Origin of the sequence: Streptomyces sp. NPDC046859, assembly GCF_040645135.1 — a bacterium.
GTDB lineage: Bacteria > Actinomycetota > Actinomycetes > Streptomycetales > Streptomycetaceae > Streptomyces.
Window position 1 is genome coordinate 46,924 of sequence record NZ_JBEYXR010000029.1, and the last position, 15,868, is coordinate 62,791.

Consider the following 15,868-nt stretch of genomic DNA (forward strand, 5'->3'; position numbering starts at 1 on the left):
ACGGGCGTACGAGGGGGCACCGCGGGCCCTGGCGCCCGGGCGGCAGCCGCTGATCAGCGCGTTCTGACGGGCCTCCCGCGCTCTGGTCGGACGGGGTCTCCCAGGTGGTGCGCCGGGCGCTCCCGCCCCGGCGCCTGCGCCCCGACTGGGCCGGGCGCCGGATGGCGGCGTACGCGGCGGCGGGCTCGTTCCTGGGGTTCTTCCTGGGGCTGACGGCTCTCAGGGGAGCGTTCCCTCCAGGGTGAGCAGCCGGACCTTGCGCTCGAGTCCCCCCGCGTATCCCGTCAGGGAGCCGTCGGCACCGATCACCCGGTGGCAGGGGCGTACGACGAGCAGCGGATTCGCGCCGATCGCGCCGCCGACGGCCCGGACGGCGGGCCGGGAGGCGCCGATGCGTGCGGCGATCTCGCCGTAGGTCGTGGTGGCGCCGTACGGGACGTCGTCCAGGGCGGCCCAGACGCGCTCCCTGAACACGCTGCCGTGCGTGCTCAGTTCCAGGTGGAACTCCTTGAGCTCCCCGGCGAAGTAGGCGGCGAGCTGCTCCTCGGCGGCGCGGAAGGGCCCCGGGTCGTGCCGCCAGTCCGCCAGGACCGTCCGGCCGCCCTTTTGGCCCGGCACGGACACGGAGGTCAGGGCGCCGGTGGAGGGGTCGGCGGTGAGCAGGAGGGGGCCGAGGGGGCTGTCGGCCTCGGTCCAGGGGATGCGGGGGGCCATGGCGGTCCTCTCGGTCGTGGTCATCGGGGGTCGGGCTCGCCCGCTGCGCGCAGGTGGCGCAGCGCGTAGGAGCGCCAGGGGCGCCACGCGTCGGGCGGATCGGTGCCGGGCGGCGCCACGTCCGGGTCCGCGAGGGCGCGGGTGCGGATCACGGCGCCGGTACGGGCGTCCAGGCCGGGCAGGTCCCGCAGGGCACGGTACGCCTCGTCCCGGTCGGCGCCCGCGTCCAGCCGTACGGCGCCGTCGGCGAGGGCGGCGGTCAGCGCGCCCAGCGGTCCGCCGGGTTCGGCGCCGGCGAGCACGGCGGGCTCGGGGAACAGATGGGTGAGGCCGCCGCTGGGCGCGTCGAGCGCCTTGCCGTACCGCAGGACCAGTTCGGCGGCCCGCTGGGGCCCGACGAGGGCCCGTACAGCCAGTTCGTCGGGGTCGGCGGCGCCGGGTGAGCGCAGTCCGGGCCGGGCCGCGACCAGGGGGGCGAGCCGGGCGTCGGCGCCGAGCCGCGCGTCGACGGCGTACGGGTCGGCGTCCAGGTCGAACAGGCGCCGCAGCCGCTGCACGGCCGTCGTCAGGTCGCGGAGATCGGTGAGGTGGAGCCGGGCGTCGAGCCAGCCGCCGGGGTGGGTGGCCCCGCCCCGGCCGGTCGCGGCGGTCCTCTCCGCCACGGCGGCGACGGCACTGCCGTGCGGGAGGCACAGGGTGCGGCGGTAGAGCCGGTCGCCGGGCGGGCCGGTGACCTCCTCGACGCCGGGCACGGCCTCCTCGGCGAGCAGGTCGAAGACGGTCCCGGCGTGGTACGGGCCCCGGTGGGCGAGCCGCAGCGGGATGCCGCCGGACGGGGCGGCCGTACGCCCGTCGGGGCGCCCGCCCCGGGGTGCGGCGGCGCGCAGCTCGCTCGGTGTGCGGGCGTACACGGCCCGGATCGTGTCGTTGAACTGCCGGACGCTGGCGAAGCCGGCGGCGAAGGCGATCCGGGTGATCGGCAGGCCGGTCGTCTGGAGCAGCACCCGCGCGGTGTGGGCCCGCTGGGCGCGGGCCAGTGCGACGGGTCCCGCGCCGAGCTCGGCGGTGAGCTGCCGCTGCACCTGCCGGGTGCTGTAGCCGAGCCGGGCGGCGAGCCCGGCTACGCCCTCCCGGTCGACGATCCCGTCTCCGATCAGCCGCATCGCCCGGCCCACGACGTCCGCCCGCACGTTCCAGGCGGCGGAGCCGGGGACGGCGTCCGGACGGCACCGCCGGCAGGCCCGGAAGCCCGAGCTCTGCGCGGCGGCGGCCGTCGCGAAGAACCGCACGTTCCGCCGCTTCGGCGTGACGGCCGGGCAGCTGGGGCGGCAGTAGACGCCGGTCGTCTCGACGGCGAAGAAGAACTCGCCGTCGAACCGGGCGTCGCGGCTGCGCACCGCCTCGTACCTGCTGTCCTCGTCCTTCACGCTGTCCAGTGTCCGCCGTGCCCGGGGGCGGCGCTGGCGGGAATCGGACACCGAGGAATTGCAGCTGGAGGAGTGTGCGTCAACGCATCCGGCCGCGCTTGGCCTCCATGGCGGCCCGGCCCTGCGCCCCCTTCCGCTTCCACTCCCGGCGCAGCTCGGCGCGCAGCCGCGCGTCGGTCTTGGCCACGATGTACTGGTTCTCCCGCATGAGCTTGCGGTAGCTCTCCAGCCGTCGCACCGGCAGCTCACCGGAGTCGATCGCTTCCAGTACGGCGCAGCCCGGTTCGGCCTCGTGGGCGCAGTCGTGGAAGCGGCAGCGCTCGGCGAGTTCCTCGATCTCGGAGAAGACCTGCCCGACGCCGGTCCCGGCGTCCCAGAGGCCGACGCCGCGCAGCCCCGGTGTGTCGATGAGGACCCCGCCGCCGGGCAGGGCGAGAAGGTTGCGGGTGGTGGTGGTGTGGCGGCCCTTGCCGTCCACGTCACGGGTGGCCCGCACCTCCATGACGTCCTCGCCGAGCAGTGCGTTGGCGAGGGTGGACTTACCCGCGCCGGACTGCCCGAGCAGCACGCTGGTGCCGCCGCCGACCAGGGCGACGAGCACGTCGAGGCCGGCCCCGTCCACGCTGCTGACCGGGAGCACGGGCACGCCGGGTGCCGTGGTCTCCACGTCCTGCACGAGGTACGCGAGCGTCACCGCGTCCGGCACGAGGTCGGCCTTGGTGAGGACCACGACCGGCTGGGCGCCCGACTCCCAGGCCAGCGCGAGGAACCGCTCGATCCGGCCGAGATCGAGCTCGGCGGCCAGGGAGACGGCGACGATGGCGTGGTCGACGTTGGCCGCGAGGATCTGCCCCTCGGACCGCTTGGAGGAGGTGGACCGCACGAAGGCGGTGCGGCGCGGCAGATACGCCTGGACGTAGCGCGGGTGGGCGCCCGCGGGGTCGACGGCGACCCAGTCGCCCGTGCACACGACCTTCATCGGGTCGTGCGGGGTGACGAAGGCCGTGTCGGCGCGGACGACGCCGTCGGCGGTGACGACGTCGCACTGGCCCCGGTCGACGCGGACGACGCGTCCGGGGAGGAGTCCTTCGGCCGCGTGCGGGGCGAAGGCGTCCGCCCATGCCGCGTCCCAGCCGTAAGGGGCGAGCGCGGGGTGGACGGAGGAAGCAGCGGAGCTGGAAGTCAACGGGTGACCCTTCACAGGGGCGGCCCCGGCCGGCGCGCGTGAGGGCGCGCGAGGAGTGTGGTGTCAGCCGGTGGCCACGGAGGTGGACGGGATGGATTGCCTGCGGGCAGCGCTCGTCGCAAAGACAGCCATCGGTCGACACCTCCTCGTCACTTCCGCCGGACTGCGACGGCCATGAGGCCACCGCTGGGGGAACGCCGTCACTCTAGCCGGGTCCCGCGCACCGCCGTCAACGGGTTTTCAGGGTGCAGGCCCGGCCGTCGAGGGTGAGGTCGTACGCCGGGGAGTTGGCGCCCCGCCAGGAGCCCAGGAAGCCGAAGGTGATCTTGCCGCCGGCCGCGACGGACTTGTTGTAGTCGGCCGCGGTGGCGGTGACGCGGGAGCCGTTCTGGACGAAGGCGGCGTCCCACATCTGGCCGACCCGCTGGCCGTCCCGGAAGGACCAGGCGACGCGCCAGCCCTCCAGGGCGCGGTCGGTGGTGACGGTGACGATGGCCTGGAAGCCGTCGGGCCACTCGTTGACGAGGTCGTAGACGGCCGTGCAGGAGGGGGCTTCGGCCGTGGACGGCCGGGGCGCGTCCGGGCGGGCCGTCGGGGAGGTGGTGCCCTGCGGTCCGGGGTCGGGGTCGCGCGTGGCGGGGTGTGTGCCGCGGGAGGCGCTCGCGGACGGGTCCGGGGCCTCCCGGGCCGGCCGGGTGGCGGCCGTGACCGGCAGGGAGATCGTGGGGTCGGCGGCCGGGGGGCGTTCGGCGAGGTCGCCGTCGGCCGCGCGGGTGCCGGCTGAGGAGCCGCCCTGGGTCATCGACACCGCGAGGGCGAGCCCGGAGACGAGGACGGCGGTGACGAGCAGGGCGCCGCGCGCCATCCGCGCCTTGTGGGCGCCGGGGCGGGCCGGACCGGTCTCCGCGTCCGCGTCGGGGTGCGCGGCCAGGCGGGCCTCGGCGGCGCGGCGGCGGCGCTCCACATAGGCGAGGCCGCCCCAGCCGAGGACGCCTCCGGCGAGGGCGGCGGGCAGACCTCCGCCGTGCGGCCGCAGACAGGCGGCTGCCTCGGCGCACGGCACACAGGTGGCGAGGTGGCGCGAGAGGTCGCCGGGGATGTCGGCGGCGGGTGAGCGGGTCACGGCGTCGAGGAGGCGGGCGTAGCTGCGGCAGCGCGCGTCCATCGGGGTGTCGAGGTGGTTGCGCCGGCAGCGGTCCCTGAACAGGCCGCGCACCTGGGCGAGTTCGTCGGAGACGGTGGCCGGGTCGAGGCCCAGCCTGCGGGCGACGACGTGCGGCGGCAGCGCCTCGACCTCGGCCAGCCACAGCAGGGCCCCGTCCGGTTCCTGCATGTCCCGCAGTCCGCGCAGCGCGACCGGGCGTCCGAGCGGCGGGCCGGTGTAGCGGGCGGCGTGCTCGGAGTTGAGCCACAGCCGCAGGTCGGGGTCGAGGCCGTCGCCGCGGCCGCCCTCCTCCCAGGCGGCCGCCGTGGTGCGCACGGCGACCAGCAGGAGGGGGATGCGGGGCAGCCGGGCCGGACGGCGGGCGACGCCCGGCCCCGTCCCGGCCTCGCGGGCCTCGCGCAGTCCGGCCGCGAAGGCCTCCGAGGCCAGACGGCCCGCCGACTCGGGGCCGACGGTGCACAGGTCGGCGTACGACAGCACGGCGTCCCAGCAGTCGGCGAACAGGGCGGCCTCGGTGGCGTCCTGAGGGGTCGGCAGGTCCGGCATGAGTCTCCTGCATCCACATCCGAGGACAACTCGCCCATGGCGAAGGGGAGTTGAGGGATACCTCGCGGCAGGGCAGGAGCTTTTCACGTCTCCGTCAGAACTGACAAGCGCTCTGTTCAGACGTCATGACGGACCGTGGCGACCCGTACCCGTACCCGTACCCGTACCCGTGGCCCGAGGCACGAATGCGGATCCCGTCCGGCTCACCCGTGTCCCCACCTATACCGCGGCGGACTCCTCGGCCGGAAGGCTGTCCATGAAGGAACTGACGGAGAACACCGCGCGGCCGGGTCCGGGCGGGCCGTAGCCGGGAGGCGAGGACAGGCCGAACTCCTCCATGGTCTGCCGGTACGCCTGCAGCAGCCGGATGTGGTACTCCAGCGGCGCGCCGTGCGGGTTGGCCTTGCCGAGCGGGGTCGTCGGCTCGGGGCACCAGGTGGTGAAGCGGGGCGTGATGCCCTGGGACATGAAGAAGCGCAGACCCTCCGTGGTCGACGCGATCGCCTCGTCGACGGTCTTGAAGCCGAACGGCTCGGCCATCTCCACGCCCGCCACGAAGTTGGGGATCACGTTGCGGGCGCCGAAGATCTCCGCCGAGTCCAGGATGCGCTTGTGCCACTCGTCGCGGCCGACGTACCGCTCCTTGCCCGGGCAGTACATCTTGAACAGGTACTCGTCCCACACCTCGTAGTTGGGGTGGTAGATCTGCACGCCGTAGTCCTTGAAGCGCTGCACGTCGTCCTTGGGCAGCGCCTGGGCGACGACCTTGCCGATCCAGCGGCCGGGGAAGCGCTCCTCGATGGCCTTGGCGTAGTGGCCGTAGAAGTCGGCCTCGTCACGCCCGGAGACGGTCTTGGTGATCGCGCCGCCGGTGAGGGTGTAGGCGGTGGACGCCTTCGCCGTGTCGTACCGGTCGATGATCTCCAGGGCCTCCAGGACCTCCTCGACGTCCTTCACCCCGGTGTAGGGCCGCCCCGCCGCCTTGTGCTGGCGCCAGTTGTGGTTGATGTCGCAGTACTGGCACTCCTCCTTGGCGCCGAAGTACTGGCAGACCCGGAAGACGGTCAGGTAGATCAGGTAGCCCCACTGGATGGTGGGGGCGACCTCCATCACCGACTTCCCGTTGGACAGCTTGTGCCGGTAGTACTCGGGCATGGGCGGCACGCCGACGTCCGAGATGCGCCTGCCGTCCAGGTAGAGGCCGAGCATGCCGTGCTCGTCGGCGGCGACCCGGTACGGGGACGACGGGTTTACCCGGACCGACACGACGGTGCGGCGCAGGTCGTAGGGGCCGCCGGTGAGGATGATCTCCTCGGGCGGGCGCCGCAGGGCGGCCTCGCCGAGCTCGGGCAGGGTGCCGTGGTCGAACGAGAAGATGAAGTACGACTTCGGCTTGACCTCACCGCCCTCGTTGTCGCTCAGGGCGGACGGGTCGAAGGCGACCCCGCCCCGGAGCAGATCCTCCTTGAAGACGGCTTCCCGCGGAACGTGCGGGAATCGCTCCATCAGATCCTCGACCAGTGCGGTGCGACTGCCCATCCGTAATCTCCTCCCGGCTCAGGCGTACGACTCCTCACGGTATGCCCCCGCCCGCGCGCGGGCCGCGCCGGGGCCCCTTCCGAGCCGGTCGGGGCGTCACGCGGGGGGCTACGCCTCGTGCTCCAGCGCCGCCGGGTCGACCGCGTGGGCGAGCGGGGAGCCCGCGGCGAGGCGGGCCGCCTCCTCGGCGACGACGAGGCCGAGCCGGGCCGTCTCGTTGCCCTGGGAGCCCGCCCGGTGCGGGGTGAGGACGACGTTCGGCAGGTCGTAGAGCGGGGACGCGGCGGGCAGCGGCTCCGGGTCGGTGACGTCGAGGACCGCGGAGAGACGGCCGGTGCGCAGCTCGGCGATCAGGGCGTCGTGGTCGAGCAGCGAGCCCCGCGCGGTGTTGATCAGGACGGCGCCGTCCGGCATGAGGGCGAGCTCGCGGGCGCCGATCAGATGCCGCGTCTCGGGGGTGGCGGGAGCGTGGACGGTCACGACGTCCGAGGTGCGCAGCAGTTCGTCCAGCGGCAGCAGGGGGGCGCCGAGGGCGGCGGCCGTCTCCTCGTCGGCGTACGGGTCGGACAGGGCGGGCACCAGGTCGAAGGGGCGCAGCAGCTCGATCAGGCGGCGGCCGGTGCGCGAGGCGCCGATGACGCCGACCCGGCGGCCGAGGTTGCCGGTGCCGGGCAGCAGCCCCCACCCCCCGAAGGCGTCCCGCTCGGCGCGCAGCCGGTCGCGGACGGCGAAGAGGTCCTTGCCGGAGAGCAGGATCATGGCGAGCGTGTACTCGGCCACGGGCAGGGCGTTCGCGGCCGCCGCCGAGCTGACGGCGATGCCCCGGCGCCACAGCTCGGGCGTCACGATCCCCTTGACCGAGCCGGCCGCGTGCAGCACGGCCCGCAGGCGCGGGACGGCGTCCAGCGCGGCCGCGTCCAGCCGGGGGGTACCCCAGCCGGTGACCAGGATCTCGGCGCGGGCCAGGGCGTCCTTCACCCGTGGGTCCGCGAAGTCCTCGGCCACCGGGTCGGCGTCGACGTCCACCGCCTCGCGCAGCCGCGCCAGCACCGGGGGCGGGAAGACCAGCGGGACGTTCTCCGCGGACAGGGCGAATACGGCGTACGGCCGCTGGGGCAACGCGTGGCCTCCGGCTCGGCGGGACGGGCCCGGACGTCGGTCGTGGAAAACGGTCTCTACCGTAGGCATCCGCGGATGAGAGGGTCAACGCGACAGACACGCACCGTGAAGGGCGACAGGATGACCGGGACGATCACCAACTGGGCGGGCAACATCACCTACGGCGCCGGGGAGCTGCACCGCCCGGTGTCGCCCGACGAGGTCGCCGCCCTGGTGGCCGCGAGCCCCCGGGTGCGGGTGCTGGGCAGCGGGCACTCCTTCAACGAGATCGCCGAGCCCGGCCCCGAGGGCGTCCTGCTGTCCATCGCGGCCCTGCCCCCGCTGGTCGACGTCGACGGCGCCGCGCCCACGGTCCGTGTCGCGGGCGGCGTCCGGTACGCCGAGCTGGCCCGCGCCGTGCACGCGCACGGCCTCGCGCTGCCCAACATGGCGTCGCTGCCGCACATCTCGGTGGCCGGTTCCGTCGCCACCGGCACGCACGGCTCGGGGGTCGGCAACGGCTCGCTGGCGTCGGCCGTGCGCGAGGTCGAGCTGATCACCGCCGACGGCTCGGCGGTGCGGATAGGCCGGGGCGATCCGCGGTTCGGGGGTGCCGTCACCTCGCTGGGCGCCCTCGGTGTGGTCACCGCGCTCACCCTCGACCTGGAGCCGGCCTTCGAGGTCGAGCAGCACGTGTTCACCGAGCTGCCGCTGGCCGGCCTGGACCCGGCGGCCTTCGACGCGGTGATGTCGGCGGCGTACAGCGTCAGCCTGTTCACCGACTGGCGCGCGCCGGGCTTCCGGCAGGTGTGGCTGAAGCGGCGCACCGACCAGCCGCTGCCCGACGTGCCGTGGGCCGCGCCCGCCACCGAGAAGCTGCACCCGGTGCCGGGGATGCCCGCCGTGAACTGCACCGAGCAGTTCGGGGTGCCGGGGCCGTGGCACGAGCGGCTGCCGCACTTCCGGGCGGAGTTCACGCCGAGCAGCGGGGCCGAGCTGCAGTCGGAGTACCTCCTGCCGCGCGCCCGCGCCCTGGAGGCGCTGCACGCGGTCGACGCGATCCGGGACACCGTCGCCCCGGTGCTGCAGACCTGCGAGGTGCGCACGGTCGCCGCCGACGGGCAGTGGCTCAGCCCGTCGTACGGGAGGGACACGGTGGCCCTGCACTTCACGTGGATCGAGGACACGGCGGCGGTGCTGCCGGTGGTGCGGCGGCTGGAGGCGGCGCTGGACGCCTTCGCCCCGCGGCCGCACTGGGGGAAGGTGTTCACGACGCCCGCCGCCAAGCTGCGCGCCCGGTATCCGCGGCTCGACGACTTCCGGGCGCTGGCCCGCGAGCTGGACCCGAAGGGCACGTTCGCCAACGCGTTCGTGCGGGACGTGCTGGGGGACTGAGCCGGGGACCGGGGGCCGCGCGCTGGCTCCCCGGCAGCCGTCGGACCGACGTCGTACGGCCCCTTTCCCGAGCCCTCGTCGAACGCGGCGCCCCACCGCGGCCTGACGCCGCGCCGGCGCCCGGCCGCCCGGCGGGCGGCCCCGGCCCGTGGCACCGCCGGGGCATTAGCATGCGGGCCTGTCACCTCCCCTCTCCCCGAAGGACCCCCATGGCCCGCGCAGGACTGACCGCCGACCGCCTCGCCGCGGCGGCGGCCGAACTCGCCGACGAGGTGGGGTTCGAGAACGTCAGCCTGTCCGCGCTCGCCCGGCACTTCGGGGTGAAGGACGCGAGTCTCTACTCGCATGTCAGAAACCTCCAGGACCTGCGGACCCGGGTGGCGCTGCTGGCCGGCGGCGAGCTGATCGACCGGATCGCGGCGGCCGTGGCGGGACGCGCCGGCAAGGACGCGCTCGTCGCCTTCGCGGGGGCCTACCGGGCGTACGCCCTGGAGCACCCCGGCCGTTACGCCGCGACCCAGATGCCGATCGACCAGGAGCTGATCGCCGGCTCCCCCGCGCTGCGCCGCACCGCCGAGATCACCTACGGGGTGCTGCGCGCCTACGGGCTGGACGAGCCCGACCTCACCGACGCCGTCCGGCTGCTGCGCAGCACCTTCCACGGCTACTGCTCGCTGGAGTCCACCGGGGCGTTCGGCGCCCCCCGGGACGTGGAGGAGTCGTGGGACCGGGCCGTCGACGCGCTGCACGTGGCCCTCACGCACTGGCCGCGCGGCGGGCCCGACCGGCCACCGCCCCAGGCGCCCCGCTGACCACTTAGACTGGAAGCTTCGCGGAAGCCTCACGCGGCCGCCACGGGGGAGGGAGCGCGTCTTGTCCCAACAGCAGTTAGGACGCGGCCCGTTGAGATCCCGGCGACCGCAGCCGGCACCTCCCGCCCCGGACGGGGAGCCCGCGGCCGGCTCGCCGCCGGTCCGTTTCGTGGGCTGGCTCGGCGGACTCGGCGCGGCGGCCGCCGGATACGCCGTCTTCCAGGCCCTGTTCGGGGTGCTGCCCGACTCGCTCGACGGTTCGGCCGCCCGGTATCTGATCTCGGGCGTCAGCGGGCTGGGCACCTTCGTCGCGGTCTGGCTGGCGGCCGCCCTGCTGCGCGCCCGAGCGGCGGCGGGAGGCCAGGGCGGCGGTGGCCGCGACGCGCGGGGCACGGGGGCGTCCGGCCCGCTCCCGCTGGTGTTCGCCTCCGCCTACGACGCCCTCGTCGACCAGGTGTCCGTCGTGGACGACCCGCGGCGCGGGCGCCTCACCGGCTGGCCGCACTCCCTCGGCGAGAGCACCCCGTCCTGGCCGACCTCCGTGGGCACCGCGTACGGCCTGCACATGATGCTCGACCTCGGGATGCCCGACGGGCGGCTCGGCACCGGCGACCTGGTGGAGACGCTGTGGCGGCTGCGGCTCCCGGAGGGCGGCTGGTCGGCGCGCTCCCAGGGGTACGAGGCGCGACCCGAGGTGACCGCGCTGGTGCTGGGCGCGCTGGCCCGCGCGGGCGTGCCGGCCGACCGGCTGGACGCCGAGGTGGAGCGGTGCACGGCCGCGTTCACCCGGGAACACGACCGCGCGGGCTGGGAATCGACGCATGTGGTGACGACCGTGCTGCGCGGGCTGCTGCGGGCCGCGCCCGGCTCGCCGCTGCTGTCCCTGCTGCGCGAGGCCCTCGCGGACGGCGCGATCAGCGACGGGCGCCGCGACCATCTGCGCTGCTGGGGCTACCGGCTCCAGCCGCCGTACGGCAGGCCGTCGCCGCTGCACACCGCGCAGGCCGTGGTCGCCCTGGACCGGTCCGCGCGGGTGCTGGGCGAGGACGCCGACGCACGCGGCGAGCGGGCCCGCACCGCGCGCGAGGACGGCATCCGCTGGCTGCTGGCCTGCCCGGACGCACCGCACGACACCTGCCCGGACCTGGAGAACCTGCACGAGGAGGTGCGCCGCCCCCGCAGCGACGACCCGTCCCGGCACGAGGTGCTGGGAGTGCGGCACTTCACCGCGTCCTGGCTGGTGCGCGCCCTGCTCACGCCGGGTGCGGTGGCCGTCGCGCGGGCCGAGGGCCTGGAGGACGAGTGGCGGATCCGGCTGGACGGGGCGCTCGCCGCGGTGTGGGCGGGGCAGACCGACGGGATCTGGGTCTGGGGCCGCGGCGGCGACGGCACCCAGCTGCGCCGGCCCATGTGGATGACGTATCAGGGCCTTTCGGCGCTGCGCGCCCATGCCGTATGGATGTATCGGCCAAGCGGATGAGCCGCGGTGGTGCGGGAGGACGGGTGCATGGGTGGTCGGCGGATCCAGGCGGCACGGCGGTTGCTGGCCGAGGCGCTCGACGGTGAGCTGCCCGAGCACGAGCTGGCGGCGGCCGCCCGCCGGGTCGTCGGCGAACTCGGCGCCGACGGCACGCTGTCGGGGCTCGTCGCCGAACTGGCCGCCGGTGCGGGCGATCCGGAGGGCACGGCCAGGCTGTCGTACCGCCATGTGCTGGGCTTCGACAAGCTGCTGCTGATCGACGCGGGGCCGCGGCACATGCTGCGCGCCCATGTGTGGCATCCGGACGCGGGCGCGATCGGCAAGGAGGACATCCACAACCACCGCTCCCCGCTGGCCTCCTACGTCGTGCGGGGCCGGCTGGCCATGGAGCTGTACGAGGTGTCCGGTGACGGTGCCGGTGTCGCGGCGGCCCGCTACGAGGAGTCGCTGGCGCGGGGGTCGGCGGACTGGACGCTGGTGGCGGCCGGCGAGGCGCGGCTGCGGCTGACGCACACCGGCCAGTACGCGGCGGGCAGTTCGTACGCGCTGCCCGCGCACACCCTGCACCGGGCGTGGTGCGACACGGACGAGCCGACGGTGACGCTGTTCCTGGAGACGGGGGCCGGACGGCGGCGGCGCACCGACGTGTTCACGGCGGCGGGCCCGCATCCGGGGGCGGTGGCGAAGGTGCCGCTGGCGGTGGCGGAGTACCTGGCGGCGCTGCGGGACCTCGCGGACCGTCTCAGGTCCGGCTGAAGGCCTGCCGGACGACGTCGAGGTTGTAGGCGTCGACGTCCACCGTGGTCAGCTCGGCCCGGCTCAGCCAGACGGAGTCCTGGTCGGGCTCGGGCAGGGTGATCGCGGAAGTCAGCGGGCGGACCAGGAAGTTGTCCTGCCAGTTCTTGATCTCGTGGCCCCGGTAGTCGCTGACGAACGACGACTCGCCGACCTTGCGGACGACCTCGCCGAGCAGGCCGGTCTCCTCCTTGAGCTCCCGCAACGCGCCGTCCTCGGGGCGCTCGCCGGGCTCCAGCTTTCCGCAGGGGACGCCCCACACCCGGGGCAGGAAACGCTCCTTGACACTGCGGCGGACCAGGAGGACACGCCGGTCCTCGTCCATCACGACGGCGGCCGCCAGTCGCCTGTCGCCGGGGATGTCCATGGCCATGGTTCCTCGGTCCCTCGCCGGTGATGAGTCCAAAGGGTCTGATACCCGGGGACGGTTCCAGGCTAACAGGGGCGTAGTACTCCAGTCTGCGGTGATCTACCCGGTGGGCTCGTCGGCGGTCCGTCGGCGGGAGTGGTTGCGTCGGGCCGTTGCGTGGTGGTGTCCGCGCAGACGGGCCAGGGCGAGCGAGTGTCATCTTTCGGCTTCACAGCGCGGCCGGTCGGCTGGTGCCGGCCGAACTCGAGGGTTCCCTGACGGGACGTCCCTCCTCCGGACCCGCTCGTAGGGATGGGGCATCAGCTCGGGACCCCCGCGGGTCCGGAGCGTCGCGGGAGCGCCGGGCCATGGGGGTTCCTCAGATCCTGCTGCCCGAGGCGGTGTCGGACGACAGCCGCTGGGCGAGGTAGATCGGTATGACCGACAGCAGGACGAGGACCGCGGCGACGACGTTGACCACGGGCGCCTGCTGGGGCCGGGCCATGTTGGAGAAGATCCAGACGGGGAGGGTCTGGACGCCGGGCCCGGCCGTGAAGGTCGTCACCACGATCTCGTCGAAGGACAGCGCGAAGGCGAGCAGCCCGCCTGCCACGAGCGCGGAACGCACCAGGGGGAAGGTGATGTCGACGAAGGCGCGGAAGGTGTGTGCGCCCAGGTCCATGGCGGCTTCCTCGTACGAGCCGGCCATGCGGCGCAGCCGGGCGACCACATTGTTGAAGACGACCACGACGCAGAAGGTGGCGTGACCGACGACGACCGTGAACATGCCGAGGCCGACGCCGAGCGGTTCGAGGACCGTCCGGAAGGCGGTGTTGAGCGCGACGCCGGTGACGATGCCGGGCAGCGCGATCGGCAGGACGATCACGAAGGAGATGGTCTCCCGGCCGAAGAACCTGAAGCGCTGGACGGCGAAGGCGATGAGCGTGCCGAGGACCAAGGCGATCGCGGTGGCGCCGAGCCCGGCCTTGACCGAGGTCCACAGTGCGGCGCGGGCACCGGTGCTCCGCCATGCGTCGCCCCACCAGTGAAAGGTGAGTCCGGGCGGCGGCCAGCCCGAGCTGCGGTCCGGGTTCAGGGAGTTGACCAGGACCAGCAGCAGCGGGATGTAGATGACCGCGAAGCCGAGCGCGGCGGCGATGCGCACGGTGATACGCGCGGGGCGGGAGAGATTCATCGAGGGGCCTTCGGTTTGCGTACCGTCAGAGGCTGTCAGAGGCTGCTGAGGGCTCCGGTGCGGCGCACCGCGAGCAGATAGAACACGATGATCACCACGGGTACGGTGCCGAGCGCCGCGGCGAGCGGCAGGTCGAGGGTGATGTTGGAGTAGATGAGGTTCCCGATCAGCTGGGTCTTGCCGCCGACGATCTGCACGGCGATGTAGTCGCCGAGGCTGAGCGAGAAGGTGAAGATCGAGCCGGCCGCGACGGACGGCAGAATCATCGGCAGCACCACCAGGCGGAAGGTCCGGCCGGTGCGGGCGCCGAGGTCGGCGGAGGCGTCCAGCAGGCTGGCCGGGAGCTGTTCGAGCCCGGCGTGGATCGGCAGGATCATGTACGGCAGCCACAGGTAGGTCAGCACCAGAACGGTGGCCGTCAATCCGTAGCCGGGTCCGTGGAGGCCGAGGGGCGCCAGCAGCCAGTCCAGCAGACCGCCCTCGGCGAGCATGAGCCGCCAGGCGTACGCCTTGACCAGATAGCTGGCCCACAGCGGGGTGAGGATGGCGACCACCAGCAGGGGCCGCCACCTAGGCCGCGCGATCCGGGCCGTGTAGAGGGCGACCGGGAAGGCGATCACGGCGCACAGGACGGTGACCACGAGGGCGACGCCGATGCTGCGCAGGGCGACCTGGCGGTAGACGTCGGTGGTGAACAGGGCGGTGAAGTTGTCCGTGTTCCAGACCTTCACCACGCTTGAGGTGAAGCTGTCCGTGGTCCAGAACGCGGACGTGAACAGCGCGGCGAGCGAGCCGAGGTAGGCGAGGACGAGCCAGGCCAGCGGCGCGGAGAGCAGCAGGGACAGTTGCAGCCGGGGACGGCGGTGCAGGGTCCCGGCGAACCGCCGGACGAATCCGGCGGTCGGCACGGTCTTCGTCATGTGATGCTCAGCCCTTGATCTCGATCCACGCCTGGACCCACTTGCTGTAGGGCACGCACTTGGTGTCCTTGCGGCCGTCCAGGCACTGCGGGACGGGCGTGGTCCAGAAGTGGACCTTCTTCCAGTACGGCTCGTCGGCCGCGTGGTACGTGGCGCAGTGGTCCTTCACCGAGGTCAGGGCACACGACTTGGCGTTGGACGGGGCCTCGCCGAAGTACTCGGCGACCTGGGCGTTCACCTGGGGAGAGATGATCCAGTCCATCCACTTGTAGGCGCAGTTGGGGTGCTTGGCCTTGGCGGAGATCATCCAGGTGTCGGACCAGCCGGTCGCGCCCTCCTTCGGCAGCACCGCCTCGACCGGGGCCTTCTCCGCCTGTGCGGCGTTGACGATCACCTGCCAGGCAGTGCCGACGACCGAGTCACCGCTCTTGAAGGCGGAGATCTCCTTGAGGTAGTCGCCCCAGTACTCCCCGATGTTGGCGTTCTGCTCCTTGAGCAGTTGGACGGCGGCGTCGAACTGCTTCTGGTCCAGGGCGTAGGGGTTCTTGATGCCCAGCGACGGCTTGCTCTTCATCAGGTACAGGGCGGCGTCCGCGATGTAGATCGGTGAGTCGTACGCGGTGACCTTGCCCTTGTGGGCCGAGGCCTTGTCGAAGACGGCGGACCAGGAGTCGGGGGCCGGGGAGACCTTCTCCGTGTTGTACATGAGGAGGTTGGCACCGCGGCCGTGCGGGATGCCGTACGGGACACCCTGGACGGAGTTCCAGTCCTGGTTCTTGAGACCGGCGAAGACGTCCTTGTAGTTGGGGACGAGCTTGGTGTTGACGGGCGCGGCGTCGCCGGAGGCGATCAGGCGCAACGACGCGTCGCCGGAGGCCGAGACCGCGTCGTACTGACCGGACTTCATCAGGCTGACCATCTCGTCGGAGGTGGCCGCGGTCTTGGTGCTGACCTGGCAGCCGGTCTGCTTCTCGAAGTCGCTGGCCCAGTCGACCTTCGGGTCGTTGGAGCCGTCCTCGACATAGCCGGCCCAGGCTATGAGGTTCACCTCGCCCTCGGTCTTGCCGAGCTTCTTCTGCGCCTTGAGGTCGGGCGGGTTGAAGCCGCCGGCTGCCGAGGGCGAGCCGGACGAGCCGCAGGCGGTGGCGAGGAGGAGGGCGCCGACCGCGGTGGCGGCCTTCAGCGAACGGGACATGCGCACGGAGAGCTCCACAGGGGATGGGGGGAAGGGTGGCGGCGACAGGACA

At 73.6% G+C, this 15,868-nt stretch carries 14 protein-coding genes and 1 pseudogene; 5 read left to right on the forward strand and 10 right to left on the reverse strand.

Going from position 1 to position 15,868, the window contains the following annotated elements; genetic code table 11:
- Nucleotides 1–95 precede the first annotated feature (95 nt).
- Nucleotides 96–200: pseudogene (locus tag ABZ899_RS30730) on the forward strand (DUF456 domain-containing protein); the annotation flags it as partial.
- Between the two features lie 19 nt (nt 201–219).
- On the opposite strand, the gene ABZ899_RS30735 reads toward ABZ899_RS30730, so the two are convergent.
- From ABZ899_RS30735 to ABZ899_RS30760, 6 genes are all read right to left on the reverse strand, one after another.
- The gene (locus ABZ899_RS30735; protein WP_361352386.1) at nt 220–738 is read right to left on the reverse strand and encodes a methylated-DNA--[protein]-cysteine S-methyltransferase; all 519 of its coding nucleotides are present in this window, start codon (nt 736–738) and stop codon (nt 220–222) included.
- Nucleotides 735–2,141 (reverse strand): AlkA N-terminal domain-containing protein, encoded by a 1,407-nt coding sequence (locus tag ABZ899_RS30740; RefSeq protein WP_361352476.1) that lies wholly within the window; start codon nt 2,139–2,141, stop codon nt 735–737. Before ABZ899_RS30740 ends, ABZ899_RS30735 begins: the two co-directional genes overlap by 4 nt.
- A gap of 79 nt (nt 2,142–2,220) precedes the next feature.
- On the reverse strand, nt 2,221–3,327 hold the full coding sequence (gene rsgA, locus ABZ899_RS30745) for a ribosome small subunit-dependent GTPase A (protein WP_361352387.1): 1,107 nt from the start codon (nt 3,325–3,327) through the stop codon (nt 2,221–2,223).
- 229 nt (nt 3,328–3,556) lie between these two features.
- The gene (locus ABZ899_RS30750; protein ID WP_361352389.1) at nt 3,557–5,038 is read right to left on the reverse strand and encodes a cellulose binding domain-containing protein; all 1,482 of its coding nucleotides are present in this window, start codon (nt 5,036–5,038) and stop codon (nt 3,557–3,559) included.
- Nucleotides 5,039–5,257: 219 nt separating this feature from the next.
- Entirely contained in the window at nt 5,258–6,577 is a 1,320-nt protein-coding gene (locus ABZ899_RS30755; protein ID WP_361352392.1) for a radical SAM protein, read from the reverse strand.
- 108 nt (nt 6,578–6,685) lie between these two features.
- Entirely contained in the window at nt 6,686–7,696 is a 1,011-nt protein-coding gene (locus ABZ899_RS30760) for a hydroxyacid dehydrogenase (protein WP_361352394.1), read from the reverse strand.
- Between the two features lie 120 nt (nt 7,697–7,816).
- Here ABZ899_RS30760 and ABZ899_RS30765 point away from each other — a divergent pair, with 120 nt between their 5' ends.
- The 4 genes from ABZ899_RS30765 (at nt 7,817) to ABZ899_RS30780 (ending at nt 12,118) form a co-directional block, all read left to right on the forward strand.
- Nucleotides 7,817–9,070, forward strand: coding sequence for a D-arabinono-1,4-lactone oxidase (locus tag ABZ899_RS30765; RefSeq protein WP_361352397.1), 1,254 nt, complete (start codon nt 7,817–7,819; stop codon nt 9,068–9,070).
- 209 nt (nt 9,071–9,279) lie between these two features.
- Entirely contained in the window at nt 9,280–9,882 is a 603-nt protein-coding gene (locus tag ABZ899_RS30770; protein ID WP_361352399.1) for a TetR-like C-terminal domain-containing protein, read from the forward strand.
- A gap of 91 nt (nt 9,883–9,973) precedes the next feature.
- Nucleotides 9,974–11,362: a hypothetical protein gene (locus ABZ899_RS30775; protein WP_361352402.1), complete on the forward strand. Its 1,389-nt coding sequence runs from the start codon at nt 9,974–9,976 to the stop codon at nt 11,360–11,362.
- 27 nt (nt 11,363–11,389) lie between these two features.
- Nucleotides 11,390–12,118, forward strand: coding sequence for a hypothetical protein (locus ABZ899_RS30780; protein WP_361352404.1), 729 nt, complete (start codon nt 11,390–11,392; stop codon nt 12,116–12,118).
- Here the strand turns inward: ABZ899_RS30780 and ABZ899_RS30785 are convergent.
- The 4 genes from ABZ899_RS30785 to ABZ899_RS30800 all read right to left on the reverse strand — a co-directional run bounded on the left by ABZ899_RS30785 (nt 12,105) and on the right by ABZ899_RS30800 (nt 15,822).
- Complete coding sequence (locus ABZ899_RS30785; protein ID WP_361352479.1) at nt 12,105–12,524, reverse strand: NUDIX hydrolase; 420 nt, start codon at nt 12,522–12,524, stop codon at nt 12,105–12,107. The genes ABZ899_RS30780 and ABZ899_RS30785 overlap by 14 nt on opposite strands.
- A 361-nt stretch (nt 12,525–12,885) precedes the next feature.
- Entirely contained in the window at nt 12,886–13,701 is an 816-nt protein-coding gene (locus tag ABZ899_RS30790; RefSeq protein ID WP_361352406.1) for an ABC transporter permease, read from the reverse strand.
- A 35-nt stretch (nt 13,702–13,736) separates the two neighbouring features.
- The gene (locus tag ABZ899_RS30795) at nt 13,737–14,621 is read right to left on the reverse strand and encodes an ABC transporter permease (RefSeq protein ID WP_361352409.1); all 885 of its coding nucleotides are present in this window, start codon (nt 14,619–14,621) and stop codon (nt 13,737–13,739) included.
- A gap of 7 nt (nt 14,622–14,628) precedes the next feature.
- A complete protein-coding gene (locus tag ABZ899_RS30800; RefSeq protein ID WP_361352412.1) occupies nt 14,629–15,822 on the reverse strand; it encodes an ABC transporter substrate-binding protein in 1,194 nt (397 codons plus the stop codon).
- Nucleotides 15,823–15,868 lie beyond the last annotated feature (46 nt).

Bases quoted from the DNA above. Each gene is read 5' to 3' on its own strand.
- ABZ899_RS30735 (WP_361352386.1), bottom strand. From the start codon at position 738: ATGACCACGACCGAGAGGACCGCCATGGCCCCCCGCATCCCCTGGACC.
- ABZ899_RS30750 (WP_361352389.1), bottom strand. From the start codon at position 5,038: ATGCCGGACCTGCCGACCCCTCAGGACGCCACCGAGGCCGCCCTGTTC.
- ABZ899_RS30755 (WP_361352392.1), bottom strand. From the start codon at position 6,577: ATGGGCAGTCGCACCGCACTGGTCGAGGATCTGATGGAGCGATTCCCG.
- ABZ899_RS30765 (WP_361352397.1), top strand. From the start codon at position 7,817: ATGACCGGGACGATCACCAACTGGGCGGGCAACATCACCTACGGCGCC.
- ABZ899_RS30770 (WP_361352399.1), top strand. From the start codon at position 9,280: ATGGCCCGCGCAGGACTGACCGCCGACCGCCTCGCCGCGGCGGCGGCC.
- ABZ899_RS30780 (WP_361352404.1), top strand. From the start codon at position 11,390: ATGGGTGGTCGGCGGATCCAGGCGGCACGGCGGTTGCTGGCCGAGGCG.
- ABZ899_RS30785 (WP_361352479.1), bottom strand. From the start codon at position 12,524: ATGGACATCCCCGGCGACAGGCGACTGGCGGCCGCCGTCGTGATGGAC.
- ABZ899_RS30790 (WP_361352406.1), bottom strand. From the start codon at position 13,701: ATGAATCTCTCCCGCCCCGCGCGTATCACCGTGCGCATCGCCGCCGCG.
- ABZ899_RS30795 (WP_361352409.1), bottom strand. From the start codon at position 14,621: ATGACGAAGACCGTGCCGACCGCCGGATTCGTCCGGCGGTTCGCCGGG.